Origin of the sequence: Xylella fastidiosa (assembly GCF_011801475.1) — a bacterium.
Taxonomy (GTDB): Bacteria; Pseudomonadota; Gammaproteobacteria; order Xanthomonadales; family Xanthomonadaceae; genus Xylella; species Xylella fastidiosa.
Genome location: NZ_CP044352.1, coordinates 2251949 through 2278037 on the forward strand (window position 1 = coordinate 2251949; position 26089 = coordinate 2278037).

The window sequence follows — 26089 nt, forward strand, 5'->3', positions numbered from 1 at the left end:
AGTGATCCCAGTGGCAGAATTCAGACCCGATCGTAGAGCAGATTCCAGACTCTGTGGCCCAGATTTTGGCCACGCCTCTCAAAGCGCGTCTGAACTCGCCAATCGGGGCAAGGCACTTGGCCACGCAGGCCAGCGCGATTGACCAATCCTGGCGTGGCATCAAGCACATCCCACATCTGCTCAGCATAATCAGCCCAATCCGTCGCCATGTGCAAACATCCGCCAACACGCAACTTACGTACGAGTAGCGTAGCGAATAACGGCTGAATCAAACGACGCTTATGATGGCGCTTCTTGTGCCATGGATCAGGAAAATAGATGCGAATCTCATCAAGCGCACCATCAACGATTTCCTTATTCAACACTTCGACTGCATCGTAGTGATACAGACGCACATGACGACTCCCATCCTCAGCCAATCCGTTGAGCAAACGTCCTACACCCGGCGCATACACTTCAATACCGATATAGTCATATCTAGGCTCATGCTGTGCAGCAAAACGCAGTGCAGCACCATTACCGAAACCAACCTCCAGCACCTTCGGAGCACTGCGTCCGAACAAAACATCCAGATCACGCAACTGACCGATAAAATCCACACCAAAGCGCGGCCAATAATGATCAAAAGCGCGCTTCTGAGCAGGCGTAAAATGCCCCTGACGCAATACAAAACTACGCACTTCACGGCGTCTTTCATTGAGGGTGAAGGGTCTAGGCAACACTTGGACACCATCGCTGCTGAGCAGATTCATCATCCAACCAATCCCTCCACTGGACTGGATGCCGCAGCGTAACGCTTCCGTGGGATACGTCCCGCCAGGAACGCTTCACGTCCAGCCTCAACAGCCTTACGCATCGCACTCGCCATCAACACCGGATCACGCGCACCAGCAATCGCGGTATTCATTAATACCGCATCACAGCCAAGCTCCATCGCAATCGCCGCATCAGATGCCGTCCCTACTCCAGCATCCACGATGATAGGGACCTGAGCGTTCTCAATAATCTCCAGCAAATTGTAGCGATTCTGAACTCCCAACCCCGAACCGATGGGTGCAGCTAACGGCATCACCGCCACACAACCGATCTCCTCCAGACGCTTCGCCAAGATCGGATCGTCACTGGTATAGACCATGACCTGAAAATCCTCGGCAACCAACTGTTCAGCGGCTTTCAACGTTTGCACAACGTCCGGATACAACGTCTTTTTGTCGCCAAGCACTTCCAGCTTAGTGAGCCGGTGTCCATCCAACAATTCCCGCGCTAACCGGCAAGTCCGCACCGCATCCTCAGCTGTGTAACAACCCGCCGTATTGGGTAGGATCGCGTAGCGATCCGGAGAGAGAACGTTCAGTAAATTGGGCTGATGCGGATCCTGACCGATATTCACCCGGCGAATCGCCACAGTAACAATTTGAGACCCCGCCGCCTCAGTAGCTAAGCGCGTCTCATCAAGGTCTTTGAACTTGCCAGTGCCCGTGAGCAACCGCGATGAGTAAACAGTACCAGCAATAACAAGCGGATCATTGGAAGCGAAATTATTCATCCAGAGATTATGGCGCATTACCTCTCTACGCATCGCGACTCACACACTTCAGCCTCCACCAAGCGCATGAACAATCTCCACACGGTCACCCTCACGCAGCACGTAATTCACATGCAAAGTGCGTGGCACAATCTCACCGTTAACCTCCACCGCAACACGACGCTCACTGAACCCCTCCTCAGCAAGCAGACCCGCAATTGAACTTGTCTCGGGGATGCAGCGACATTGACCATTAAGCTGAATATTCATAGGTAAAAAATGTGACATTAATTGTGTTACTGATTCAGATTTTTCCATCAAGAACAAATTATGAACAATAACCACATACACTACTCAACATACCCATTGGTTGCAGCACCCACCGTCAATTTTTGAATAAAACACCCTCATCATGACCTCCAATTTCACACGCTCCCTCCTCGCCTTTGCCATCACGTTGACAACCACACAGGGCATCGCGAAACCAGCCTTTCAACAAACCATCTTTTTCGGCGACAGCCTGAGTGACAGCGGCTACTACCGCCCGCTCCTACCGAACGAAATACAAGCCATCACCGGCAAATTCACCACCAACCCCGGCTGGGTCTGGTCTGAATACGTTGCCAGCTATTATGGAAGCAATGCCTCCCCCAATGGCAACAGCCAAAGCGGCAACAATTACGCCGCTGGTGGCGCACACATAAATGAACCTTCAATCAGCATATTGGGCGAAGCACAATCACTAACATCTCAAACGAACGCCTATCTCAGTGCTCATGGGGGCAAGGCTGATCCAAGCGCGCTATACACCCTCTGGGGTGGCGCTAACGACCTGCTCGACACGTTAACAACTCCAGAACAAATACACACCATCATCGGCAATGCAACCACCGCAGAAATAAGCCTGGTGAGCACATTGAAAAATGCTGGCGCACATTACATCCTAGTCGCAGCAATCCCTGATCTTGGTTTGGCACCTCGCGCCCGAAACACAGGGACCACCGCGCAAAGCACTGCTGCGGCCACCGCCTATAACACAACACTATTCACTGCCCTGAAATCGGCAGGGTTGCAGGTCATCCCGATCGACACCTTCCACTTATTACAGGAATTAATCACCTCACCGGCAACCTACGGCTTCAGCAACACCACCGACACGGCATGCACCCTACAATTGCCACTGTGCAACCCCACGACCCTGGTCGACGCAAATGCACCCAACACCTATGCATTCGCCGATGACATCCACCCAACCACCGCAGCACACCACATGTTGGGCCAGTACGCGATTTCAATCTTGGAAGCGCCACGGCTCCAGCAAGTGCTGACACGCTCGGCTCAAGGGATCGCCCGCGCCCGCGCCTACCAAGTTGCCTGGCATCTGGACGGCACACCGCAGCAGGATGGCCTGCACTGGTGGGGCAGCATGCGCAGCGACTCACAGCGCAATGACAGTAACGACCTGTACAAAAGCGTTGCACCGGCCGGCCTCTTCGGATTTGACTGGCACAGCGGCCAAATCGTGTCCGGTGGCTTTATCGGCTACGGACGTATGCATGCCGACTTCAGCAATGGAAACGGCACCTTCAAGCAAAAAGACACCACCTTGGGCGGCTTTTCAGGCTGGTATACCGGTCCCGTCTGGGTCAATGCCCAAATCAGTTACACCTTGCTGAACTACGACATCAAACGCGAAGTACAACTCGGTCCAGCCACACGGATACACCGTGGTTCCCCCAATGGCAGCAACCTGACCGTTGCACTGAATGCCAGTTACGAGATGGGCGAAGGTCGGCTGCGCTATGGCTCAGTGGCTGGACTGACCTGGCAAAAAACCAAATTGGAAAGCTACACCGAACAAAACGCCAGCAGCACCGCGCTGGGTTATGCCGATCAGCAACTCAACTCACTGCTTGGGCGCGTCGGCTTGCAGATGCGACTGGAAGGAAACGTCGTCACCCCGTACTTACAGGTGACCTACGATCACGAATTCAAGAAACAACAAAACCAAGCCAATGCATGGCTGCAAACCATGCCAGAAGCGGGTATCTATTCCGTGCCGGGACTGACATTCAATCGCAACTACGCCAGCATCGTACTCGGTGCACGCACCAAAATTGGACATCTACAGAGCAACGTTGGCCTCACCACCAGTACAGAGAAGAACGCACGCGATGTCACGTTATTCGTCAACGGCAATTTTTAAAATACCGCCAGTCTATGCAACAACACACCTTCGAGGTAACCACCGAACTCCCGTCGTTGCCTCCATAGTCAAGGAAGCATAGACTGCCGGGCGTACCGCAGCGGGCGTAGCTCAATGGTAGAGCTGTAGCTTCCCAAGCTACCGACGTGGGTTCGATTCCCATCGCCCGCTCCAATAGAAGCAATAGGCTGTCACACTAGGTCCGCTCCGCACTAGTAACGACGCTCCGCAACTTACGGCGTTGGTGTTACCCACGTGCCCTGGCGCACCACATGCCCTGCCCTTGTCACCGCAGAACCTCCCCGTTGTACCTGCGCTTGACGCATGCCACCTGCCGAACCCGCCTTGTCAGTACCAACCTTGAAAAGCATTCAGCCCAACATCACTACCGCACGCCCTTCGGCGAGCAACTGATCCACATGGAAGATACGGAATCTGTACTGTTGACTATTCTCACCCTGCATCAGTACTTCCGCCTCCCCATACAGCGCCTGGGGCAAATCGTCGAACCTCTCCACGTGCAGCGTCACCCCACGCAATGCCACCAACATCCCCTGCCGCACTGGACGACCCATCTGGCGTCCGAGCAAACCGCCATGTACCGCCATCGCCTGCGCCCCATACTCACACAAATGCACCGCGTGCAACCCTCCATCACAACGCAGTGGATGGACCACATCGCGGTGCATGTCACTACACAGCACAATGCGCGTCGTATCCCACTCCACAACCTGCTCCCAAAAACACATCCTGCCTTGGTGAGGCACCAGCTGGGCAATCTCTTCACCCCCCTGCGACAAGAGCATCACTCCCAGCAATCCTCTCCAACACCGGAACACGCGAGATCAACAACGCAAGAACAAAGTTAAGCAGCACACCCAGAGCCACCGTACTCCCAATCGCACTCAGCACCGGAATACTTGAGACAGCCAACAAAGCGAACACCACCAACGTCATCACACTGCACACCAACAACGCATGCAACGTGCGCAATTGCTCGGCGCGATGATCACCGGCGTGTTCAAAGAACAACGCATAGTCCAGGCCCAACCCAGCCGCAAGAATCAACGCAATCAGGTGAAACAAATTCAACTCCACCCCACAGATGCGTTGCAATGCCACAATCCATAACGTTGTCATCGCCATAGGCAAGAGCACACGCACCATCCGTCGCCACTGACGCAATGCCAAAGCCACCGTGCCAACCAACAGAAACCCAGCCACACCCAACGCCCCCAGCACACGACCACGGTAAGCCACAACCAGTGACTCAGACGCCTCCTTCAAATCCATCAACTGTGCACCACTACCACCTACCACGACAGCGAGCGCCTGCGGATCATGCAAACCAATCAGCGACACCAGCGCGGTGACACCGTCAGTACCCACCAACAACAAACCACTGACCGGCATCGCCAACGCAGTCCCTCCCAACATCTGCATCGTCATTGGCGGTGCCTGCCGTGCCATCTCCACATCCGCCTGAAATGGCTCAAATACATCAGCACGAAACCCCGAAGCGATCACAGCCTCTGCGATCAAACGGCGCACTTGCTCCGGCGGGGGTAACGCCTGTTGACGCCGACGCTGCGTCTGGATGCTAGGCAAATAACGCGCCGCCATGTCGTAACCGGCAACAATACCCTGGGCAACCGCACCATCCAGACGTGGGCGCAACGCCTCAGCAGCTTGCAACGCCTGCTCGGCCGAAACCGCATGCAGTGCCAGCACATAGCGCACATCCGGCGCCCCCAACTCCTGACGCAAGCGCATATCACGCAACAACGCAGCAACCGGTACCGGAGTCAACTTAGACAGATCATTCTCCCAGAACGGACCAGGCACCAGCAGCACCGCAGCGACTGCGGCCACACTCAATAATGCTAGCGACCAATGCGGACACCGCACCCCCGCGGTCCACTGCCATAACCGCGCGAGCACGACCGAATCGGCAGGATCACGCGGCGCAGGATCAATCAACCCCGGCAACAACCAACGCGTGGTCACTGCCGCGACCAACAACCCTGCAATCGTGAAAGTTGCAAGCTGACGTAGCCCATCCACCCCTGAAAATAGAAACGTAACGTAAGCAATACAGGTAGAAACAACACCCGTCGCCAAAGCCGGCCACAAATGGCGCGCATTTTCCCGCGGGTCCAGCCCCGGCCGTTGATGGCTAAATAAGTGAATCGGATAATCCTGCACCACACCAATCAAGGTAAAACCAAACGCCACCGTGATGCCATGCACACGATCAAACAGCAATGCCACCGCAACCAAACCAGCCAGACCAGCACTGGCAAGAGGTAACACCCCCAACAACGGCACCTTCCAACTGCGATACGCCAACAGCAACAGCACAATCAGTCCTACCGTATCCAACATCCCGATCCACTGCGCCTCCCCTTGAGTCTTTGCAGCAATCTCCACCGCAAACGCACCAGGTCCCGTGAGTTCCAACTGCGTTGCCGTATTCACCGACACCCGAGTAAACGCCGCCTGCACCGCATCGTAAGCGCGCTGCTGGCCCGTCGGATCAAAACCAGCAGCATGCGTCTGCGCCAGCAATAACGCACGCCGTCCAGCACGATCAAACCAAACCCCATCACGCATTGCAGGTGCCGCTAACGGCTGCAAACGCTCAGCCACATGCAACACTTCCAACGTTGGATCCCGAGGCAACAGCGGCTCAACCACACGCGCGGCTGGAGACCCCAAATCCTGTACCCGCATCTGCAACGCCTGCTTGAGATACCCAACATCCAGCGGCGCAGCATCAAAACTGTCACTAAACAGATAGCGGTATGGCAATAATCGGGGCGGAATTGCCTCCAGCCCAACATGCGCACCATTAGCAACCAACTCAAACACCTGAGGCTGCCCTGCCAACACTTCCCGTAATGCCTGCGATTGCCGCGCCAAAATGGCTGGATCACTCCCACGTAACGACATCAACAACAACCGTGAACCCGGCCCCTCACCCAGCTCCTCAAGTAACAACTTTTGTGCGGGAGTCTGTGCCTCAGGCATAAACTGACGCAGATCACCCGTGAGTTGCAGCCGACCCGCAAGCCACCAGCCCAGACCGACTAACAACAACAACCACAACACAGCAATACCGATACGACACCGAGAGATCCAATCACCCACGATCGACCCCCATAGTGCAGCAGACACCACCAGCGGCATACCACTGCCACAACATCAAACCATCACCCCCGAAGCCATCATCAAACGTGAAGGAACTGACAGAAAAATACACCCCAACGTTTACCAATACCGCAGGCACCCCACCTGCACGCCGCGCCCATGCCACGACCAACACTCACGTGGGACGGCCATGACATAGCGCCGCCAGCGTTGCAGCATTGCCCGCCTCCGTCGCAGCCTGCGCCGCACCGGCCAACAACGTACGCTGCACATCCCCCCTGGCCGGCACACTCTCCATACAGATCAGATCGGCACCGCGTCCATACAAACGCACCTCATGGACCTGTTGCGCCAATGTTGCATCCACAGGTGCCAAATGCAGCTGCCAACCATCCTGTGTACCCTCGGCACGAACACGAAAATTCCGCTCCAGCAGTGCGCGGTTGCCTGACAGCAACGCACTAAACCCCGTGTATAAACCAGTCAACTCAGGGACATGTGACAGATCAAAATCACGTCGTTTCTGGCCATCGCGCTCAAGGAACACCTTGCCATCACGCAACGTCGTCACCTCGTGATACGGCACAGTCACCTCACGCACCAGCGTCTGGACATTCAGCCAACGGTAATAGCCACGCACCCGTAACTGAATCTTCAATAATGCCGAGCTGCGCAACTCCAAAAACGGGATACTCACCGACTCTGAGTGCGCCAGCACCTTGAGTATCCGAGTGACATCGTCCGGCTCATTTGCTGCGGTAACCAGCGACGGTACGACGCTGCACAGCAATATCAACATCCACACCAAGATACGACGCATCATCAGCCTCAGAGATATTCCAGAAATCGTAGAAGTTGAACCAGTTGTATGGCGCGTAACTTGTGTAACGCTCCAACCTGGCCGTGTAATCGCCGATGAGCGCCGCCAATACCGGCGCACGCTGACGACGCGGCACATCCAGACCTTCGCTGAACGCCTCGAATATCAACTCATAATGGTTACTACCGTGGTACAAACCGAATGCCAGCACTACCGGTACCTTCAAAGCCGCAGCAATCAACCACGGCGACGTGGGAAACACTGCGGTGCCCCCCAGGAACATCATCGGCAGTAAGGTATCCCGCTGAGAGGCACGGTCCACAAGCAACGCAACCATTGCTCCCTCCTCAACTGCCGTCTTAATCGCGATGACAATTGCAGTACTGTCCATACCAGCATCAATGATGCCCTCAGCAAGCTCCGGATTGAGTGCATCCAGCAGCTCACTCGTGACACGATTGTGTGCCTTGTCCAGCACGATCCGTAATTTCGCATGCGGATGCGTCCTCGCCAGCGCACGCAACGCTTCAAAACTGCCCAAGTGCGAACCGAAGATCAGCAGACCACAGCCACGGTCCAGATAAACAGACAACTGCTCCACACCACGCAAGTCAATCCGGAAACGCTCCATCTGCCCACACAACAGATAGACACGGTCGAGAATCGTGGAAGCAAACATATGGAAGTGTCTAGCAACATCCAACCAACACGCTGGCCGACCTAACACGCGGCTCAGATAACACACAGAAGCGCGACGTTCCGCGCCACGCACCACAAGAAAGTACACCGTGATCGGATACAACAGTGCGCGACCGATCAGCCGACCGCCATACCGAGCAATACCGCGAATCAGCCACAGCGCGAAACGCCTCCCACCCTCTGGACGATTTTTCCAAAATGTACTCATGCCCCCGACCCAGCAACAATCTCGCCGCTGGCCAAAAGAGTGTCCGCACAGCAAACCCGGAAACGCCAGCGCGGCATGGCTCCCTCCAGCTCGATCCGCGCTTGCTGCTCCGGCAGCAGCGACCGCAAGAATTTGACCTGTGGCAGACAGATCCCGGTCAACCTGCCTTCGCGTACCTGCAAAGCATGTAACACCTGCGCCAACACCAACACCCCAGGCACCACTGCAAAGCCAGGAAAGTGACCAGGAAAACAGGGGTGCGTCTTAGGAATGGAAAATTCCATCAATCGCATCTCTCATGAACATGCTTGAAACCCTGATTGCGCATCACACTCACACCATCCCCCCCTACATATCCAAGATGTAGACGACCACAATACCGCCACGATCCCAAACTCAAGATAAAGCGCCGTTGGCAACACAATGCCGCGTCCCCACACGCGAGACAGCAGGATCACGACCACAACACCGCACACACGACCTAACAACACATCATGCACAGGGATTACCCCCAAGCAGCGCCGCACTCAGCGCAAAAAATGACGCCAGAACTCAGGCCCTAAACGCACCATTTGGCGCAAAAAATCCACAAAATTCCGATATGGACGCTGTGGAAACCAGTATCCACGCAATACATATTCCCCAATGAAGAAAATACCAATCAACGCGTAATCCAAAAGATTCACATAGACTGAAACACTTCCATCAGGAATCACCAGCCACGGTTGCTGACCAAGCTGAGCGAGCACCCCACTGGGTACCGCACACAACTCAAGCACACCATTCACCACCGTCAGCCCCGTCAGCAACACCGTCCATAACAGCGTCAAACGGCGGCCGTAACGATACTGGAGCGGGCCGATATTCTGGCCAGCTTGACGATGCAATCCTTCAACGATACGGGTAATCAGCGGAATATGACCATGACGCAAACTGCCCCCGAAGAACCAAGCAACCCACCCCATGGACACCACCGGCGACAGCGCCAACAGCAGCAACACATGAGGCGACTCCCATAGCGGCACGATGGCCACCAACAGCAGCAATGCGGCACCACACGCCCAGATGCGGCCACGTGCGATTGGCTTGACCAGCCCCATCAGCACCAAAGCAACAAAAGCCAGGACCGCCAGCCATGAACGATGCGTCGTATTGGCCCAGTGGGCCAACAACACATAAGCCAACGCCAACAGGACGGTCACACCGAGCACCCACGTCGGGACAGATGTCTCTGAAACTGACTCAGGTTCTTCTGTGCGCTTGAACATGATCTGAAAGCGCACGCAGCGAAGCAAAGATACGTTGGTTGTCATCATTGTCCGAACGCATCTGGAAACCATAACGCTTGGTAATCACCAGAGCCAATTCCAACGCGTCAATCGAATCCAAGCCCAGCCCCGTGTTAAACAACGGCGCTTCCGGATCAATCTCCCCAGACTGGACATCCTCAAGATTGAGACTTTCCACAATTAACTCAGCCAGTTCGCACTCAGCGGGAGTTTGCACAGACATCTAGAAGAGGCCCCAAACAATAAACGGTGCACAAAGATCAGGCATCAGCACGTCACGCGCAACTCCCCCGACCGCTTTTCCAAAGGGAGCATTCAGCCACTTTTACGTTCTGTTCAAGCTGCATCTCTAAGATGACGCACACCATCACACCTTGTATTTACGCTTTTCCACGGTCAAAAATCGCCAAGGTCGGAACTTCGGATGTGTTGCTGATCGGCGCGGCTCCTACACGCTGCCCCGCAACCGTCCTGCTTCTGCTTCCTGGGAATAGACGTAACGCTCACATTAAAAGTGTGAAGCAACCTAACAACATAGCTACTGGCACTATTCAGCAGCGGCAAGACGCCACCATCACACAATCTAATGAATGCAACGTTGACTACCACGTTACACATTGACTACGTACCCAGAGCAACCCTACCCATGTTGCTGGCTGATCATTGCGTACTGGCAGTGTTTGGTTTTGGTGCCGATGCACCTCACGCTACTGACCCGCGCTACGTGCGCGTGCCTTTGGAACCATACGGCAACACCTCATTGGAAGTATGGCGCAGCAACACACCGACACAGGTCGGGTGCAAAGATGGGATTGCCTGGGCAAGTAACGATCAACTGCAATTTGGCACGATTGCACTGGAGGAGAACACACAGCCCATCGATATCTGTAGTGAAGAACTCTACACACGCCTGACACATTTCGTTGCTGGCAGCAGCACTCCCCATTTATTACGGATCTGGAACTATGTGGATGGAATCACCATCGGTACTGGCGATAACGAACGCTACCGCAAATTCAACATTGGCCGCGCACGTGGCATCAGCGGCTTAAAGACCGCGCAGCTGCCTGCTGCAACAGCGATCGGTTACTCCAACGGGCACCGCATCCTTCACGTGTACTGGTTGGCCTCGGCGCACCCTGGCACACCACTGGAAAACCCCCGTCAAATTAGCGCCTACTGCTACCCAAAGACTTACGGCCCACAACCTCCAAGCTTCGCACGAGCAATGCTCCCACCCCGCAACAGCGCAATGCCACTGTTGTTATCTGGCACGGCGGCCATCGTTGGCCATCAATCCATGCACCCGGGTGACCCATTGGCACAACTAGAAGAAATCTTCGCAAACTTCAATGTGCTCCTCCGTCACGCGCACGCACAGCACCCCAAAATACCAACACAGTTCGACCTAAAAACACGATTAAAAGTCTACGTGCGCGAACAGATGGATTTGCCACACATTGCCACCGCACTGCAGGAACGCCTGGGCGCAATTCCGCACCTGCTATTGCACGGCACCATATGCCGCAATGATCTTCTCGTAGAGATTGATGGATACACCGGTTGAGACTCTCTTGAGCAACCATACCCAATACGAACATGTGTTGGGAATCGTCGGAAATGAATGACAACAACATCCAAGTAGATGAGTCACCAGACACTGCATAGCACTCTTTGCCGCTGCGCCACGTCATACACTTGAACGCCTGGACTTGGCAAAAACCTTCTCTGTGGGGTTCCGTGGGTATATCTACATGAATACTCGCTACAGGAACTTGAAGTTGCTTGGATTGAAACGGTAAGCGCGGATTGATCTGAAACGTTCGATGGGATCATCAAATGCGTTCCAGAGATAGTCGCAAAGGAATGAGACATGGGCCCAAGGAAGCAACACGGCGTGTGATTTTTTCTGCAAGGATGTCTGCGACACCTTTGACTACTTCCGCCCACTCAATATATATTATTGTATATTGTAATTTATGGAGGAGTCCCATGAAAATAGTAGACATCAACGAACGACTGGCCATCTCAGGACAGCCGAATACTGACGAATTCATCAACTTCGCTCGTCGAGGTTATCGCAGCATCATTAACCTCCGGCCAGACGGAGAAGAACCAAACCAGCCCGGCAACGACGCCGAGCAAGCGGCGGCACGTCGCGCTGGACTTGCCTACAATTTCGTGCCGGTGATCGGAACGTCCATCACTGAGGCCGATATCCAGGCGTTCCAGCGAGCGATAGCAACGACGGAGGGATCGGTTCTGGTCCATTGCAAAAGCGGGACACGCGCCTTGATGCTTTACGCGCTGAGTGAGGTGATCGACGGACGCATGAAACGCGATGAAGTGGAGGCACTCGGCCACGCCCACGGTTTCGATCTTGGGCGCGCAGTGACCTGGTTAAAACGTCAAGCCATCCAGACTCCGCGCGTTTCAGGCTTCTTCGATCCGCGAACCGGAAGCATCCAGTATGTGGTCACCGACCAGACTACGAAGCGATGCGCCATCATTGATCCGGTGTTAGATTTCGACGAGAAATCCGGCGCTACCGCAACGACAAACGCTGACGCCATTTTAGCCCATGTCGAGCAGCAGGGATTGACAGTAGAATGGATCCTCGACACACACCCACATGCTGACCATTTCTCCGCCGCTCAGTATCTGAAGCAAAGGACCGGCGCACCAACCGCAATCGGCACTCATGTAACGAAAGTGCAGCGACTGTGGAGAGAGATCTACAACTTGCCGACCCTAAGCACGAATGGATCACAATGGGATCATCTGTTCGCCGACGGGGACGTCTTCAATGTGGGCTCCATCAAAGGACGGGTGATGTTTTCACCGGGCCACACGCTGGCTTCTGTCACCTATGTCATCGGTGATACCGCCTTCGTGCACGACACGATCTTCATGCCCGACTCGGGAACCGCGCGCGCCGATTTTCCCGGCGGAAGCGCACGAGCACTCTGGAGTTCCATCCAAGCGATTCTCTCGCTTCCCGACGAAACACGTCTATTCACCGGCCATGACTATCAGCCATCAGGACGCCACCCACGCTGGGAAAGCACCGTCGGGGAACAGAAAAAGGCCAACTTACATCTGGCAGGCGTGGACGAGACAACGTTTGTGGCACTGCGCGAAGCACGTGACAAGACACTACCGATGCCAAAACTGATCCTGCATGCACTCCAGGTCAATGTGCTCGGCGGGCAGCTACCGGAGCCGGAAGCAAACGGCAGACGCTACCTCAAGTTCCCGCTTAATGCACTTGAAGGTGCCGCATGGTGAACGAAATGCGAGATAACACGGTTCCCCATATGACCCGTGAAGACATGGAAAAGCGAGCCAACGAAGTAGCGAATCTGCTCAAGACACTGTCGCACCCGGTACGGTTGATGTTGGTATGCACACTGGTCGAGGGCGAATTCTCCGTCGGTGAACTTGAACAGCAGATCGGCATTGGGCAGCCGACGCTTTCCCAACAGCTCGGGGTGTTGCGCGAGTCTGGCATCGTCGAGACGCGACGCAATATTAAGCAGATTTTCTACCGTCTGACAGAAGCGAAGGCCGCCCAGCTTGTAAACGCACTCTATACGATCTTCTGCACACAGGAGAAACAGGCGTGAGCGAATATTGGTACCCCATTCTCGGCGGCATACTGCTCGGTCTCTCGACGGTCATGTTACTTCTTCTCAACGGACGCATCGCTGGTATCAGCGGCATTGTCGGCCGCTTGCTCCAGGGCGGCAATCCTGCCCAGAACATCCCTTTCGTGGTAGGGCTTGTCCTTGGACCATTGCTGTTCACAGTGATCTTTGACCGCTTTCCGTCTGTGACGGTGGCCGCAACGTGGCCGACGATCATCGTCGCTGGGCTTTTGGTCGGTTTGGGCACTCGCATGGGCGCAGGTTGCACATCTGGGCACGGTATCGTCGGCATTGCCCGACATTCGCCCCGTTCCATCGTTGCTACGGCCATTTTCCTCATCTCGGGTATGGCCACCGCCACGTTCATGGGAGTCTATCAATGAACCTACACTTTTACTCCACCCTCCGTTTCACTGTAGCTCTGGCAGCGGGCCTCCTGTTCGGTTTTGGGTTGGCATTGTCGGAGATGATCAATCCGATTCGAGTACTGAGCTTTCTCAATGTCGCCAGCGGTCATTGGAATCCGAGTCTCCTTTTCGTGCTTGGCAGTGCGTTGGCTGTGGCTTTCCCAGGGATGGCGTTGCAACGCCGTCTGAAACGGCCTTTGCTCGACGAGTGCTTCCACTTACCTTCAAAGAAAGTGATTGATCGACGTATCGTGTTCGGCTCGGCAATTTTCGGAACCGGCTGGGGATTAACAGGCCTTTGCCCAGGCCCCGCAATCGCCAGTCTGTCTACAGGACTTGGGTCAGTTCTGCTCTTTGTAGCAGCGATGGCGGCAGGCATGATCATCCATGATCGAATTGTCGTGAGGAGCCTCTCATGACGATTCAATCTCTCATCGTCACCATTGGCTCGGGAGGTCTCGTCGGCTTCGCGCTCGGTCTGCTCGGAGGCGGCGGCTCGATCCTTGCCACACCGCTCCTGCTTTATGTCGTGGGTGTGACCAACCCCCATATCGCCATCGGAACAAGCGCAGTCGCAGTGTCCGTCAACGCTTATGCCAATCTAATCGCCCATGCGTGGAAGGGCCATGTATGGTGGCGATCCGCCGTGATTTTTGCGCTGGTCGGGACGTTGGGCGCCTTCCTTGGCTCAAGCATCGGTATGCTGATTGATGGACAGCGTTTACTATTGCTGTTCGGTTTGCTGATGGCCATGGTGGGTCTGCTGATGCTGCGTGGGCGTGCAACTGCTCCTCGTGCCGAGCACCACCAAACTGTACTTCGGATGTGTATGAAAACCAGCTCAGTCGCAATACTCACGGGTGCAGCATCGGGCTTCTTCGGGATTGGTGGCGGTTTTCTGATCGTGCCCGCCCTCATTTTTGCGACTAGGATGCCCACTATCAACGCCATTGGCTCCTCGTTACTCGCGGTCGGCAGCTTTGGGCTCATCACTACCTTGAACTATGCACGCCACGACCTGGTGAACTGGACGATTGCCATGGAATTCATCGTAGGCGGTATTACAGGAGGAGGGCTAGGCACACTTCTAGCAACCCGACTTTCAGCAAGCAAACACCTGCTCAATCGGGTTTTCGGGTTGATCGTAATTGCTGTCGCGATCTATGTCATTTGGCGGAGTTGGGCTTCTCTCGTAGCTTGACTCGATATCCCCCCTGGGCTACCAGAAAGGACAATGGCATTCGGATTCTTTCGTGAGTATTCATGTCAAAGATGCCCAGGGAGCACCATCAAGCACGTACAACCTAGTGATGCATGCACTCAACTCACCGTGCATATCCCCCAGTGCTAGATTTTCAATACTGCTCTGCCACCGGATATTTACTGTAGAACGGCTACCGGCATATGGCTCACACCACTTGTGCGCGCTCTCAAGCTCACTCCCTTAAGAAGGATAAGCAGCACATCCCCTCTCACCAGAACATCAGTACCCATAATCAATGTTTGCAGTGTCACCCTACACCACAAGAACAATATCAAAAACAACACTTTCACGAGTTACACATTCACCAAAAACATCGGCAATACCTTGAAAGAAGCATGTTGACGGCGTCAAATCAGCGTACTAACACTTCTATCAAGAATATGCATAGGCAGATTCAATATGGCAGCAGCACACTATCACCGGCGGATAAGTAAACCTATAGCCGACACGTACATCACTCAGCACGGTTAGAATGCACGGCCAAACGCCCACTGTTTCCAAGGACTCCACATGAGCATCAAAAGCGACCGCTGGATCCGGCATATGGCCAAACAACACGGCATGATTGCACCGTTTGAACCCGGTCAAATCAAACAAAACACCACAGGACAACGCATCGTCAGTTATGGCACATCCAGTTACGGCTACGACGTGCGCTGTTCCCATGAATTCAAGATATTCACCAATATCAACTCAACCATTGTCGATCCAAAACAATTCGATAATGGAAGCTTCATTGATGTCGAATCAGACGTCTGCATCATCCCACCGAACAGCTTCGCCTTGGCACGTACCATTGAGTATTTCCGCATCCCACGCAATGTACTGGTGATCTGTCTTGGGAAAAGCACCTACGCACGTTGTGGAATCATCGTCAATGTGACCCCACTGGAGCCGGAGTGGGAAGGACACGTCACCCTTGAATTCAGCAACACCACCCCGTTACCCGCACGCATCTACGCGAACGAGGGTGTAGCGCAGATGTTGTTCCTGCAAGCCGATCCCGACGATGTGTGCGAAACATCCTACCGCGACCGCAACGGGAAATATCAAGGACAGACGGGCGTGACGCTACCACGCACTTAAAAACAGGCAAATCCAACGCATCCCACCAAACAGCGGCATACACCGTTGCGCTCAGTCAGACAAAGACCAGGAAGCGGAGAGCATCCGCTACAACGCTCTGCCCATACTGAAACATCACTACCCCCGAAAGACTGACAAAGCAGCAACCAATCACTCATTACAAGTGTGCCGCTGCGGTGGCAGATGAGGACTTGCCCCTTCACCCAGCCTGGGACAGAATCGACCAAGACCCAATAGAGGTCTCAAACACTCAAATACAACGCCCCTGCATTCATGGCGACACTCTCGACACATGGTAAGCCTTCTCACCGGCGGTCACCGCCAGATTCAATCGATTCTCAGAGGGCGGGAGTAAACAGGTGGTAAACAATGTAAATGCACACGGTGGGTTGTAAGCACGATTGAAATCCAACACTACACGCCCCTGTTTATCCGGTGGATCCACCTCCAAGAAGCGCCCGGCAGGATAGCTCCCGTGACCACTGGTACGGTCAGCAAACATCACAAACAGTGCTTTCCCAGCCGCACGTATCGCCTGCAGATGATAGGTGCGGCCCAAACGCTCGAACGCAATGACACCCGCATTAGGCACATTGGCAGTCATCCCAACAATGTTAAAAATGGATAACGTAGCGCCAACCTTATTGGGCAGATAGCGCGCTGAAATCCGCCACTCTGGATCAGACGGCCAATACTCCAACCCAGTAAAGTGCAACCGTGACGGTGCATCCGCGTGCCTGACCCTGAGTGCCAACCGATCCCCACGCCGAATCAGCATCAACCATCCCTTGCCACCATCAAAACCAATCGTGGTTGGCGCAAGATCAGCATCACTGAAGACACGGACACGACCACGCAACGGATGCCCATCGACAGTCAGCGGCACTCCGGCGTGTGGAGTGAACCAAACAACATCACCATCGCGCTCAATCATCCCCATGTCAGGCGGCCCCATCGCTAGGCGAATGCCATTGTCGGGACTGCTACCAACGTAATGTGCCTTCGGCCCCAACCAATGCAAACCAATCAGACTCATCCATCCATCAGGCTTAGTCAGCTCACGCCGCCGATGCTCACACCAAGCCCGATGATCGGCCTGGAATATCCCACGTATGCTGACAAACGGCGTTCCGGCAACATCGCGATCACGCTGCCACCACGCGAAAAACGTGAAAAGCACTGCGACCACAGCCAACAATATCAATACTGCCCCGTATTGGTATTCACGCCGCATCACCGCCCCCTAAGAAACCAACGATCGATCTCAGCCAAACTAAAACGCGCCCAGGTAGGACGTCCGTGATTACATTGACCTGAGCGCTCGTAGCCTCCATATCACGCAACAACGCGTTCATCTCGGAAATGCTCAAGCGCCGGTGAGCACGCACAGCACCATGACAAGCCATCGTCGCAAGCAACGTATCACGCGCCTCAGCCACACGCCGGGTGTGGCCATGTTCACTCAGATCGCTGAGCACATCGCGCAGTAACATTTCTGGCTCCGCTTGGGAAAGCAACGCCGGGATGCTACGCACCTGTAACGAACCCGGACCACTGCGGGTCACTTCAAAGCCAAGATTGGCCAACGTCTCAGCTTCACACTCAGCAACATCAGCCTCACGCTCGGCAACCATCAACGTCATCGGCACCAACAGTGGCTGGGTACGTAACCCAATACCATCATGGGCGCGCTTCAGGCGCTCGTAACCAATACGCTCGTGAGCCGCATGCATATCCACCACAATCAGCCCATCGGCACACTCAGCCAAGATATAAATGCCATGCAGCTGTGCGATGGCATAGCCAAGTGGCGGTACGTCGCCCGCCCCAGCAGCCAGCGGTAGCCCCGTCTGCATCTGTGGCACTGCATCCATTACCTGCGTCGGTGGCGCAGCATACAGGGCTGCATACGCTGCGGGCGCGTCAGCCACAGACACGCTTGGCACACCCTGCATCAGAGGAGCCGTGCTGGCAGAGTAGCTCCCCAGCACATGCGAGGCACCACCACGCCGCCCTGAAAACGACACCGCATGACGGCCAGGAGGCCTTGCACCCTCCCCCTCCACATCACCCACACCCACCGCCAACGGCGGCGTACCCGCACGCGTCTGTGCCAACGTGCCCTGAACAGTACGGTAGACAAAATCATGGATGAGCCGTGCATCACGGAAACGCACCTCATGTTTGGCCGGGTGTACGTTCACGTCCACACGTGCCGGGTCCAGCTCCAGAAACAGCACATACGCCGGATGTCGCCCCTGATAGAGCACATCGCTGTAAGCCTGTTTGACGGCGTGAGCAACACTACGATCACGGACTGGACGTCCATTGACGTACAAATATTGCTGATCCGCATTCAAACGCGAGTAATGCGGCTGCACAATGCACCCATGCAGACGTAACCCCGCGCCACTGTGATCTACACGCAATGCCTGATGCGCAAAATCTTCTCCCAAAATCTCGATCAAGCGCACATCTGAATACCAGTCACCCGGCTTATAGCGACGCGAAAGTTTGCCATTATGTGAAAGACGCAATTCTAAATCTGGATGCGCCAGCGCCAGAGAACGTGCCCATTCCTCAATATGCCCCAGCTCGGTACGCTCAGCACGGAGGAACTTACGCCGCGCTGGCACGTTATAGAACAACTCACGCACCTCAACGGTGGTCCCCGGTGCATGCGCATGGGGGATCACCTCGCCCAGCGTACCTCCCTCAATCTGCAATACCGCACCGTGTTCATCCGTGGCACGACGCGACATCAAGGTAAACCGACTCACCGAAGCAATCGAAGGCAGTGCCTCACCACGGAAACCCAGGGTGGCGACCGCTTCCAAATCATCCAATGAGGCAATCTTGCTGGTAGCGTGCCGCAAGACTGCCAGCGGCAATTCCTGAGCAGCCATACCGTGGCCGTTGTCACGGATGCGAATCAAGCGCACCCCTGCTGCTTCCAACTCAATGTCCACACGCGTCGCACCGGCATCAATTGCATTCTCAACCAACTCTTTAACCACCGAGGCGGGACGCTCAACCACCTCCCCGGCGGCAATCTGGTTAATCAAAATCTCGGGTAGCTGACGGATTGGCATCAGCACTTCTCCAAGGATAACGGACAGGCAACAGCCATCAGATCTAAAACGATCAAACACTCAGACACACGGGAAACACGCAGCAACGACACCCGGACATTCACTCTAAGAATCGACAAATCACCATCAAGCAACTTAATGCGTGCTGGTGATCACCGAGCCACCAGTCGTGGCTGGCTCGGCTTGTGCGCGCAAGGCGAACAACGTACCGGGAGGCGGCTGATTGGTGAAAAAGGTGATTACTCCCTCCAACACTGCAGCAGCTAATTGGCGCTGGAAGGCGGGATCAACCAAGCGCCGTTCCTCATATGCATTGGAAATGAAAGCAGTCTCGACAAGCATCGCTGGCATATCTGAGGTACGCAGCACCGCAAAATTCGCGTGTTCCACCTCCGACTTATGGTTATTGGCGACACGCTTCAAGCTGCCCAGCACATGATCGGCAGCATCTTCAGAGGCTTTCATATAACCACTCTGCGCCAAATCCAATAACACGTTAGCCAACGTTGGCTCGGCCTTTTGCAAACGTACCCCACCGACCAAATCGGCGGCGTTTTCCTTATCCGCCAACCAACGCGCACGCTGTGAGGAAGCACCCCTCGTCGACAGCACATAGACCGATGAACCAGTGGCAGCACGATTATCAGCCGCATCGGCATGGATCGAAATAAAAATATCAGCCTTGGCCGCACGTGCTCTTTGCGCCCGCATGGGCAGTGGAATAAACACATCGCTATCACGCGTCATGTAAGCCTTCATCCCGGGAGTAGCATTGATCTGACGCGCCAGCTCACGCCCAATCGCCAACGTCACGTTTTTCTCAAGTTTACCGGTAGGCCCAACCGCACCAGAATCCTGGCCACCGTGACCGGGATCAATCGCCACGACCAAGGAGCGCATACCAGGTGCCATCTGCATACGCGACAGATTGCCAGGCACTACGGGAGCCGTCGTCACCAATGCGGTGTCTTCTGCCGGGGTAGTTTTCACATCCGCAACCGGCGAAACGGTCCCGCCAGGCAACGGGTTAACAGCTCCCGTCGCAGCAGAGGATGCAAGCGCAGACACAGGTGCAGCGACAGCAGCAGATGTCGGCCTAGATCGAGCATCGTCTACCGATGCTCCGTTGAGAATGTCAGCAGGTGACACCCCATGCGTGGTCAGCTCACCCAATCCAAGAGCAACCGGCATCGCCGAGGTATGTTGTCCCTTGCCCGTCAACATCGCCGTAGCACGCGCGGCCTCGGCATGTGAATCAATCACCGTCGGCACAGGGTCCGGCTCTGCTCCCAGACGGCTCCCAGACGGCACAACCGCCGCAGTGGATGTGTGACTGACACCGCCGGGCCACTCAATCACCAACGTGGAGACATTGCCAATCACTTGCATCTGCGGTTTGAGCGGAGCGACAGGATTCGCTAAGTCAAAGACCACACGAAACGTTCCAGACACCGGCTGGCCAGTACGCACACTACGCACCACACCACGCCCTGTAGGCAACTTCAGGGATTCAATGGCATTGGAAGCAGGGAAATCAACCACCAAACGCTCTGGCGCAGACAACGAAATTGTCTTGAAAGCACCACGACCAGAAAGACGAATTTCGGCACGGGTTCCATTGGCGCTGCTGGTCAACTCGATCGCATTGACCTCACCCGCATGCAGCCGCGGCACCAGCACCGCCAAACTAGCCACAAGCAGCAAGGCAACGTATCGCAATCGAAGACTCACCGGAATCATGGGGAATGATTCAAGCATCGCCCCCTATGAATTGCAAGAAATTTATCTTTAATAATCCATAGCCTGGAGTAATTTCCTAGGGCACTCCTGGAAAAACAACCGGCAATTGCATTTTTATCACCGCGGCCGCCAACCATGCCTCACCTTGTGTACTGCCGGCACGTAATCGGACACGACGCCCGGCACCCTCAATGGCCAAAGCCACTTCCAGATCCAACGACGGCAACGCACCAGCGCCACGCTCAGGCCACTCCACCAGCCATAGCACAACCTCGTCCTCATCCAAACCGAGGAAATCCAGTTCAGACGCATTGCCAATCCGGTATAGATCCAAGTGCCAAGCCTCACCGCCATCGGCCAACACATACCGCTCAACCAGCGTGTAGGTCGGACTTCGGATCGCCCCAGTGACACCCAGCGCACGCAGCAGTGCGCGTGCCAATGTCGATTTACCAGCCCCAATATCACCTTGTAGAGACAACACGGCAGGTAGCGGCCGACTGTGGGCTAACACCATGCCCAAACGCTCAGTCGCAGCAACATCAGTGAGTTGAAATTCGATCACGGCGCAGAATCCGGGTTGATCAAACGACGTAGTACCGGCAGGACATCGCTAGGCAGCAAACCACGTTCCCCCCCATCACGCGCCACCTGGTCACCAGCAGCAGCATGCAACAACGCGCCAAATAATGCCGCATCGAACGCGCTCTCGCCTTGGGCACGCAACGCGGCAATGACACCAGTGAGTACGTCACCCATCCCAGCAACCGCCATGCCGGGATTACCGGCATCAATCACGCACGGTAAGCAACCCGGCGCGGCAATAAGACTGCCCGCCCCCTTCAGCACCACCACAGCAGCAAAACGCGCCGCCAAGGCCTGCGCAGCTGCGCGACGATCCGCCTGCACCTGAGCCGTCGTGCAGCCAAGCAAACGGCCGGCCTCGCCCGGATGCGGCGTCAAGATTGCACCAGGTGGCAGGGGACCTGGCGCCGCAGCCAACACATTCAAGGCATCGGCATCAATCACCAGGGCACACCCACTGTCGAGGGTGGCTGCCAATAACGCTTGGCCCCACGAGTCCTGTCCTAACCCCGGCCCAAGCGCAACAACATCGGCTGCGGTCAACAACGGCATCAGCTCGGCACTTCCGGCAACACCGCGCGGCATTGTCTCCGGACAACGCGCCAGCAAGGGGGCAACATGTGCTTCACGCGTCGCCACGTGTACCACACCGGCACCACTGCGCAATGCGGCCTCGGCACTCAACATGATTGCTCCACCGCTCCCCCAATTACCGCCCACACACAACACACGCCCAAACTCACCTTTGTGGCTGTTACGACGCCGCGAACGGAACAGGGATGCCAGTCTCTGTGGCCCCCATCGCTCAGCACAAGGTGGCAGCGCATCCCGTAGTGCTGGCGGCACATCAAGCGCAGCCAGTACACGCTCGCCCACGGCATCCAATGCTGGGCCTGTATACAAACCCACATGAGGCACCATGAATTGCAGCGTGACATGCGCGCATACGGGCGTACCAAATACAGCGCCACGTTCGGCATCAACGCCACTAGGAACGTCTAACGCCAACACCGGCCGACCAGCCGCATTCAGTGCATTGATTAAACCTTGCGTCGGCACGTCCAAGGGTCGATTCAAACCAATGCCAAACAGGGCATCCACCAAGACATCCGCCGTCTCGAGTACCCCTGAGAACAGCATCACCTGACCACCTGCGGCAAGGTACGCATCATAAGCACGCTGCGCCAGCAACGACGCCGGACCACACCCGGGCAAGTGCACCACCTGTACCTGCAAGCCGGCGCGGTGCGCCAAGCAGGCGAGTACATAGCCGTCGCCGCCATTGTTGCCAGTACCGCATGCCACCAGCACCTGACGGGCATCTGGCCAACGCTGGCGCAACAGATCCCATGCAGCACGGCCAGCGCACTGCATCAACAGATCACCATCATCACCCAAGTGCGCGGCCAGCCGTGCATCAAGCGCAGCTGCAGCGGCAGTGTCATAGAGCGCAAAAGGAGCAGACATGTGGAAATTTTATCTCTGTAGGTATGGTTGTCACACTGACGTGCAAGGATGCGATATCCAGTGTTTTTCCAGATGGGTACGCGCCTGTGGCCAGCTTCCAGCAGTGTGATACCGCAGAGTCCGTTGTAACACCGCACCGCTCCGGGATAGCCAACACTCTAGGAAACACCAGGCAACGCAGTACCAGACACCCGGCAAGGAGCAGATCACTGCAACACTGCAGCCTGCTCACTGCTCACTGCTCACTGCTCACTGCTCACTGCTCACTGCTCACTGCTCACTGCTCACTGCTCACTGCTCACTGCTCACTGCTCACTGCTCACTGCTCAATTGGAGGATGCTTGCCAAGTGAAGACATGTACACCCGAGCTGCTGGAACACTCAAGAACAGAATGTGCGCATCCATGCCACCGATACGCAAGCGCCTTGAGGACATCGTTGCATCCATCGCCTGGTCCGTGATTTGCATCACCGAGGGGAGCGATATACCGTGCGTCGGCTCTGGAGACAGAAGTACACTGCATCCTGCCTGACCAAGTCATCACATGCACAGATGCAGCACCGCGACGAGATCCTGACACCCAGCCAGCTCAATACTCTCGCCCGCGATCTGCTTGAAAGCGCGTTTCCGCTGGTGTGGATTGAGGGCGAACTCGGCAATGTCAGCCGCCCGTCTTCAGGCCATCTGTATGTCACGCTGAAGGACGCGCAGGCGCAGGTACGCTGTGCGATGTTTAAACCCAAGAGCCAGTGGCTCACGTTTCAGCCGCGCGAAGGTTTGCGGGTGCTCGCACGGGGGCGGCTGACGTTGTATGAAGCGCGCGGTGATTACCAAATCGTCCTGGACCATCTCGAAGAGTCCGGTGAAGGGGCGCTGCGTCGGGCCTTTGAACAACTACGTATCCGGCTCGAAGCCGAAGGCCTGTTCGATCCTGCACGCAAACAGCCTCTACCTGTCCATCCCCGCCGCATCGCAGTGATTACCTCGCCCAGCGGCGCTGTAATACGTGACATTCTCAGCGTGCTGATGCGGCGCTTTCCACTGGTCGAAATCGAATTACTGCCCTCGTTGGTGCAGGGTGATACAGCGGCGGCACAAATCACCCATTTGCTGGGCGGCGCAGACAGCAGCGGCCGTTACGACGCCATTCTGATCGCGCGCGGCGGCGGGTCACTTGAGGACCTTTGGGCATTTAATAACGAGCAGCTGGCACGTACAATCGCTGCCGCACACACGCCGGTGATCTCGGCGATTGGTCATGAAACTGATTTCACTCTTGCGGATTTTGCCGCAGATATCCGAGCACCCACTCCATCTGTTGCGGCTGAATTGCTGGTCCCCGACCAACGCGCACTGCGCCAGCACTTAGGCCAGTTGCAGCAGCGCTTGCTGCATTTGCAGCAACACCGTCTGGACCAAGCCATCCAACGGGCCGACCAACTGGGGCTGCGCTTGCAGGCACGCAATCCTGAGATGCACTTGCGTCTGTTGGCGCAACGCCAAGCCGAAGCTGGACGCCGCCTTCAACAATGCCTGCATCACGTGCTTGACCGCGCCCAAGGGCAACTACGCAATCACCACACCCGACTGTATGCACTCAACCCAAGACAGCAGATTGCGGGATTGCAAAAGCACCTAAAGCATTTAAATCCACAGCAACCGCTACAGCGACGTCTGCAACAAGAGCAACTGCGTCTGCATGGGCTGGTACGTGCTTTGGAGGCGGTCAACCCTTTGGCCACGGTGGCGCGCGGCTATGCGCTGGTACGTCGCGCCGACAACAATACGTTGGTACGCGACAGCGCTCAGGTCTGTGTGGGCGATGTTCTAGACACCAAGCTGGCACATGGCCAGCTCCGGGTCAGGGTCGAAATCAGCAGCACATGAACTAAAAACATCGCAATCGGTTATGGTGCGCAGCAGCTACTCACGGCTGCGAACGGCTGGTGCCCTCAACGATGGCTGCTCCCCCCGTTGCGTGGTTCCCCGCACCCCAACCGGCACGCCGCCACCCTTGTAAGATCACATCGGCAAGTTTGACAGTATCGCCGTCGAAGTGATGACCACCGGGACGCATCACGACATCGAATATACGTTCACGCAATTCTGAACAGACGGCATCTTTATCATTCTGTCCATAGACGCATTGCACGCGCTGCAAATCAAGCGCGCCTAAGGCCGTCAAAACATCCTGGGTGCCATGCTCGCCCCATCCCAACCGACCAAAAATCCGGGCTTTGAAGTCGGCCTGGCGACCTGGAGCAAGCAGAGAAATAAAATCAACGTCGTTGCGCTGCATCGGCATCAAGTGAGCATAGGCAAATGGCATCACGTCGGCACCAAATGAATAACCGATCAGGATGACTTGGTGGGCACCCCAACGCCGCTGATAGTCGGCAATGACACGGCTAAGATCGTCACCCAGCTGCTCAGGGGTACGCAGCTTCCAGAAGTAACGCAGGCTATTCCATCCCACGACGGAAATACCACGGCGCTGTAATTCCTTCGATAAATTACGATCCAGTGTGCGCCAACCACCATCACCGGAGATCATGATCGCCAGCCGATCACTGCCCGGGGCATAGTATTCGACGAGCGGCAGGGTTTTGACGCCACTGCCTGGTATTGGAGTCGCTATGTGAGACTGCACTTTTTCCGGCAGAGGAGGCAAACCCGCGACGCCAGCATCCGGATCAGTGATCGCAACGCCAGAGGATGCACTGGGTAGCCTCTGCATTGCACCCCATCCATCACGCCCATCGGAAACATCGCCGTATGCATGGGAACAAACTGCAACACTCCCACCCAGCAGCATTGCCCATGTCACCCAGTATTTGATGTTGCTATTAGCACGCTTCATACAGTCCTCGCCGAAACAGTCTTCGCCGAATGTTATGAGGAAG

At 55.6% G+C, this 26089-nt stretch carries 25 protein-coding genes and 1 tRNA gene; 10 read left to right on the forward strand and 16 right to left on the reverse strand.

The annotated features are described in order from the left end of the window. Positions 1-20: 20 nt before the first annotated feature. From trmB to thiS, 3 genes are read right to left on the reverse strand one after another with little or no spacing between them, the layout of a single operon-like run. On the reverse strand, positions 21-755 hold the full coding sequence (gene trmB, locus F7G16_RS10345) for a tRNA (guanosine(46)-N7)-methyltransferase TrmB (RefSeq protein ID WP_004090474.1): 735 nt from the start codon (positions 753-755) through the stop codon (positions 21-23). Then, entirely contained in the window at positions 752-1546 is a 795-nt protein-coding gene (locus F7G16_RS10350) for a thiazole synthase (protein WP_004090471.1), read from the reverse strand. Before F7G16_RS10350 ends, trmB begins: the two co-directional genes overlap by 4 nt. Before the next feature lie 48 nt (positions 1547-1594). Continuing rightward, positions 1595-1795, reverse strand: a complete 201-nt coding sequence (thiS, locus tag F7G16_RS10355) for a sulfur carrier protein ThiS (RefSeq protein WP_004090468.1) — start codon at positions 1793-1795, stop codon at positions 1595-1597. Between the two features lie 142 nt (positions 1796-1937). Here thiS and F7G16_RS10360 point away from each other — a divergent pair, with 142 nt between their 5' ends. Beyond that, entirely contained in the window at positions 1938-3731 is a 1794-nt protein-coding gene (locus F7G16_RS10360; protein ID WP_038233244.1) for an autotransporter domain-containing esterase, read from the forward strand. Between the two features lie 100 nt (positions 3732-3831). Next, a tRNA-Gly gene (locus F7G16_RS10365) sits at positions 3832-3905 on the forward strand. A gap of 197 nt (positions 3906-4102) precedes the next feature. Here the strand turns inward: F7G16_RS10365 and F7G16_RS10370 are convergent. The 7 genes from F7G16_RS10370 to F7G16_RS10400 all read right to left on the reverse strand — a co-directional run bounded on the left by F7G16_RS10370 (position 4103) and on the right by F7G16_RS10400 (position 10120). Beyond that, positions 4103-4537: a hotdog family protein gene (locus tag F7G16_RS10370; protein ID WP_004090462.1), complete on the reverse strand. Its 435-nt coding sequence runs from the start codon at positions 4535-4537 to the stop codon at positions 4103-4105. Further along, positions 4515-6920, reverse strand: coding sequence for an MMPL family transporter (locus F7G16_RS10375; protein WP_004090460.1), 2406 nt, complete (start codon positions 6918-6920; stop codon positions 4515-4517). Before F7G16_RS10375 ends, F7G16_RS10370 begins: the two co-directional genes overlap by 23 nt. 136 nt (positions 6921-7056) lie before the next feature. After that, positions 7057-7701 carry a LolA-related protein gene (locus F7G16_RS10380; protein WP_020851224.1) on the reverse strand — a complete coding sequence of 215 codons (645 nt, stop codon included), beginning with the start codon at positions 7699-7701 and terminating at the stop codon, positions 7057-7059. After that, positions 7628-8608 (reverse strand): lysophospholipid acyltransferase family protein, encoded by a 981-nt coding sequence (locus F7G16_RS10385; protein WP_004090456.1) that lies wholly within the window; start codon positions 8606-8608, stop codon positions 7628-7630. The genes F7G16_RS10380 and F7G16_RS10385 overlap by 74 nt, the downstream gene beginning before the upstream one ends. Beyond that, entirely contained in the window at positions 8605-8892 is a 288-nt protein-coding gene (locus F7G16_RS10390) for a 3-hydroxyacyl-ACP dehydratase FabZ family protein (RefSeq protein ID WP_004090455.1), read from the reverse strand. The genes F7G16_RS10385 and F7G16_RS10390 overlap by 4 nt, the downstream gene beginning before the upstream one ends. Positions 8893-9135: 243 nt before the next feature. Then, on the reverse strand, positions 9136-9819 hold the full coding sequence (locus tag F7G16_RS10395) for a hypothetical protein (RefSeq protein WP_014607488.1): 684 nt from the start codon (positions 9817-9819) through the stop codon (positions 9136-9138). A 31-nt stretch (positions 9820-9850) separates the two neighbouring features. After that, positions 9851-10120 (reverse strand): phosphopantetheine-binding protein, encoded by a 270-nt coding sequence (locus F7G16_RS10400; protein ID WP_004090451.1) that lies wholly within the window; start codon positions 10118-10120, stop codon positions 9851-9853. Positions 10121-10483: 363 nt separating this feature from the next. Here F7G16_RS10400 and F7G16_RS10405 point away from each other — a divergent pair, with 363 nt between their 5' ends. From F7G16_RS10405 to dcd, 7 genes are all read left to right on the forward strand, one after another. Continuing rightward, positions 10484-11464 carry a chorismate transformation FkbO/Hyg5 family protein gene (locus F7G16_RS10405; protein ID WP_004090449.1) on the forward strand — a complete coding sequence of 327 codons (981 nt, stop codon included), beginning with the start codon at positions 10484-10486 and terminating at the stop codon, positions 11462-11464. Between the two features lie 425 nt (positions 11465-11889). Continuing rightward, complete coding sequence (gene blh / locus F7G16_RS10410; protein WP_004090446.1) at positions 11890-13185, forward strand: bifunctional sulfur transferase/dioxygenase Blh; 1296 nt, start codon at positions 11890-11892, stop codon at positions 13183-13185. After that, positions 13179-13523: a sulfite-sensing transcriptional repressor BigR gene (gene bigR / locus F7G16_RS10415; protein WP_004090443.1), complete on the forward strand. Its 345-nt coding sequence runs from the start codon at positions 13179-13181 to the stop codon at positions 13521-13523. The genes blh and bigR overlap by 7 nt, the downstream gene beginning before the upstream one ends. After that, the gene (locus F7G16_RS10420) at positions 13520-13927 is read left to right on the forward strand and encodes a YeeE/YedE family protein (protein ID WP_011098299.1); all 408 of its coding nucleotides are present in this window, start codon (positions 13520-13522) and stop codon (positions 13925-13927) included. Before bigR ends, F7G16_RS10420 begins: the two co-directional genes overlap by 4 nt. Next, a complete protein-coding gene (locus tag F7G16_RS10425; RefSeq protein ID WP_004090438.1) occupies positions 13924-14370 on the forward strand; it encodes a YeeE/YedE family protein in 447 nt (148 codons plus the stop codon). The genes F7G16_RS10420 and F7G16_RS10425 overlap by 4 nt, the downstream gene beginning before the upstream one ends. Continuing rightward, positions 14367-15152, forward strand: a complete 786-nt coding sequence (locus F7G16_RS10430) for a sulfite exporter TauE/SafE family protein (RefSeq protein WP_004090437.1) — start codon at positions 14367-14369, stop codon at positions 15150-15152. The genes F7G16_RS10425 and F7G16_RS10430 overlap by 4 nt, the downstream gene beginning before the upstream one ends. Before the next feature lie 573 nt (positions 15153-15725). Continuing rightward, positions 15726-16301, forward strand: coding sequence for a dCTP deaminase (gene dcd, locus F7G16_RS10435; RefSeq protein WP_004090433.1), 576 nt, complete (start codon positions 15726-15728; stop codon positions 16299-16301). Positions 16302-16572: 271 nt separating this feature from the next. Here dcd and F7G16_RS10440 read toward each other — a convergent pair whose 3' ends face one another. The 5 genes from F7G16_RS10440 to F7G16_RS10460 all read right to left on the reverse strand — a co-directional run bounded on the left by F7G16_RS10440 (position 16573) and on the right by F7G16_RS10460 (position 23185). After that, a complete protein-coding gene (locus F7G16_RS10440; protein ID WP_004090430.1) occupies positions 16573-17535 on the reverse strand; it encodes a DUF1684 domain-containing protein in 963 nt (320 codons plus the stop codon). Continuing rightward, positions 17525-19393 (reverse strand): DNA mismatch repair endonuclease MutL, encoded by a 1869-nt coding sequence (mutL, locus tag F7G16_RS10445; protein WP_413790131.1) that lies wholly within the window; start codon positions 19391-19393, stop codon positions 17525-17527. The genes F7G16_RS10440 and mutL overlap by 11 nt, the downstream gene beginning before the upstream one ends. Positions 19394-19528: 135 nt before the next feature. After that, positions 19529-21151, reverse strand: a complete 1623-nt coding sequence (locus F7G16_RS10450; protein WP_004090427.1) for an N-acetylmuramoyl-L-alanine amidase — start codon at positions 21149-21151, stop codon at positions 19529-19531. A 58-nt stretch (positions 21152-21209) separates the two neighbouring features. Then, on the reverse strand, positions 21210-21698 hold the full coding sequence (tsaE, locus tag F7G16_RS10455; RefSeq protein WP_011098302.1) for a tRNA (adenosine(37)-N6)-threonylcarbamoyltransferase complex ATPase subunit type 1 TsaE: 489 nt from the start codon (positions 21696-21698) through the stop codon (positions 21210-21212). Continuing rightward, complete coding sequence (locus F7G16_RS10460; protein WP_004090423.1) at positions 21695-23185, reverse strand: bifunctional ADP-dependent NAD(P)H-hydrate dehydratase/NAD(P)H-hydrate epimerase; 1491 nt, start codon at positions 23183-23185, stop codon at positions 21695-21697. Before F7G16_RS10460 ends, tsaE begins: the two co-directional genes overlap by 4 nt. Positions 23186-23738: 553 nt before the next feature. On the opposite strand from F7G16_RS10460, the gene xseA reads away from it, so the two are divergent. After that, positions 23739-25073, forward strand: a complete 1335-nt coding sequence (xseA, locus tag F7G16_RS10465) for an exodeoxyribonuclease VII large subunit (protein WP_004090422.1) — start codon at positions 23739-23741, stop codon at positions 25071-25073. 40 nt (positions 25074-25113) lie between these two features. On the opposite strand, the gene F7G16_RS10470 is transcribed toward xseA, so the two are convergent. Then, positions 25114-26046, reverse strand: a complete 933-nt coding sequence (locus F7G16_RS10470) for an AcvB/VirJ family lysyl-phosphatidylglycerol hydrolase (RefSeq protein WP_004090421.1) — start codon at positions 26044-26046, stop codon at positions 25114-25116. Positions 26047-26089 lie beyond the last annotated feature (43 nt).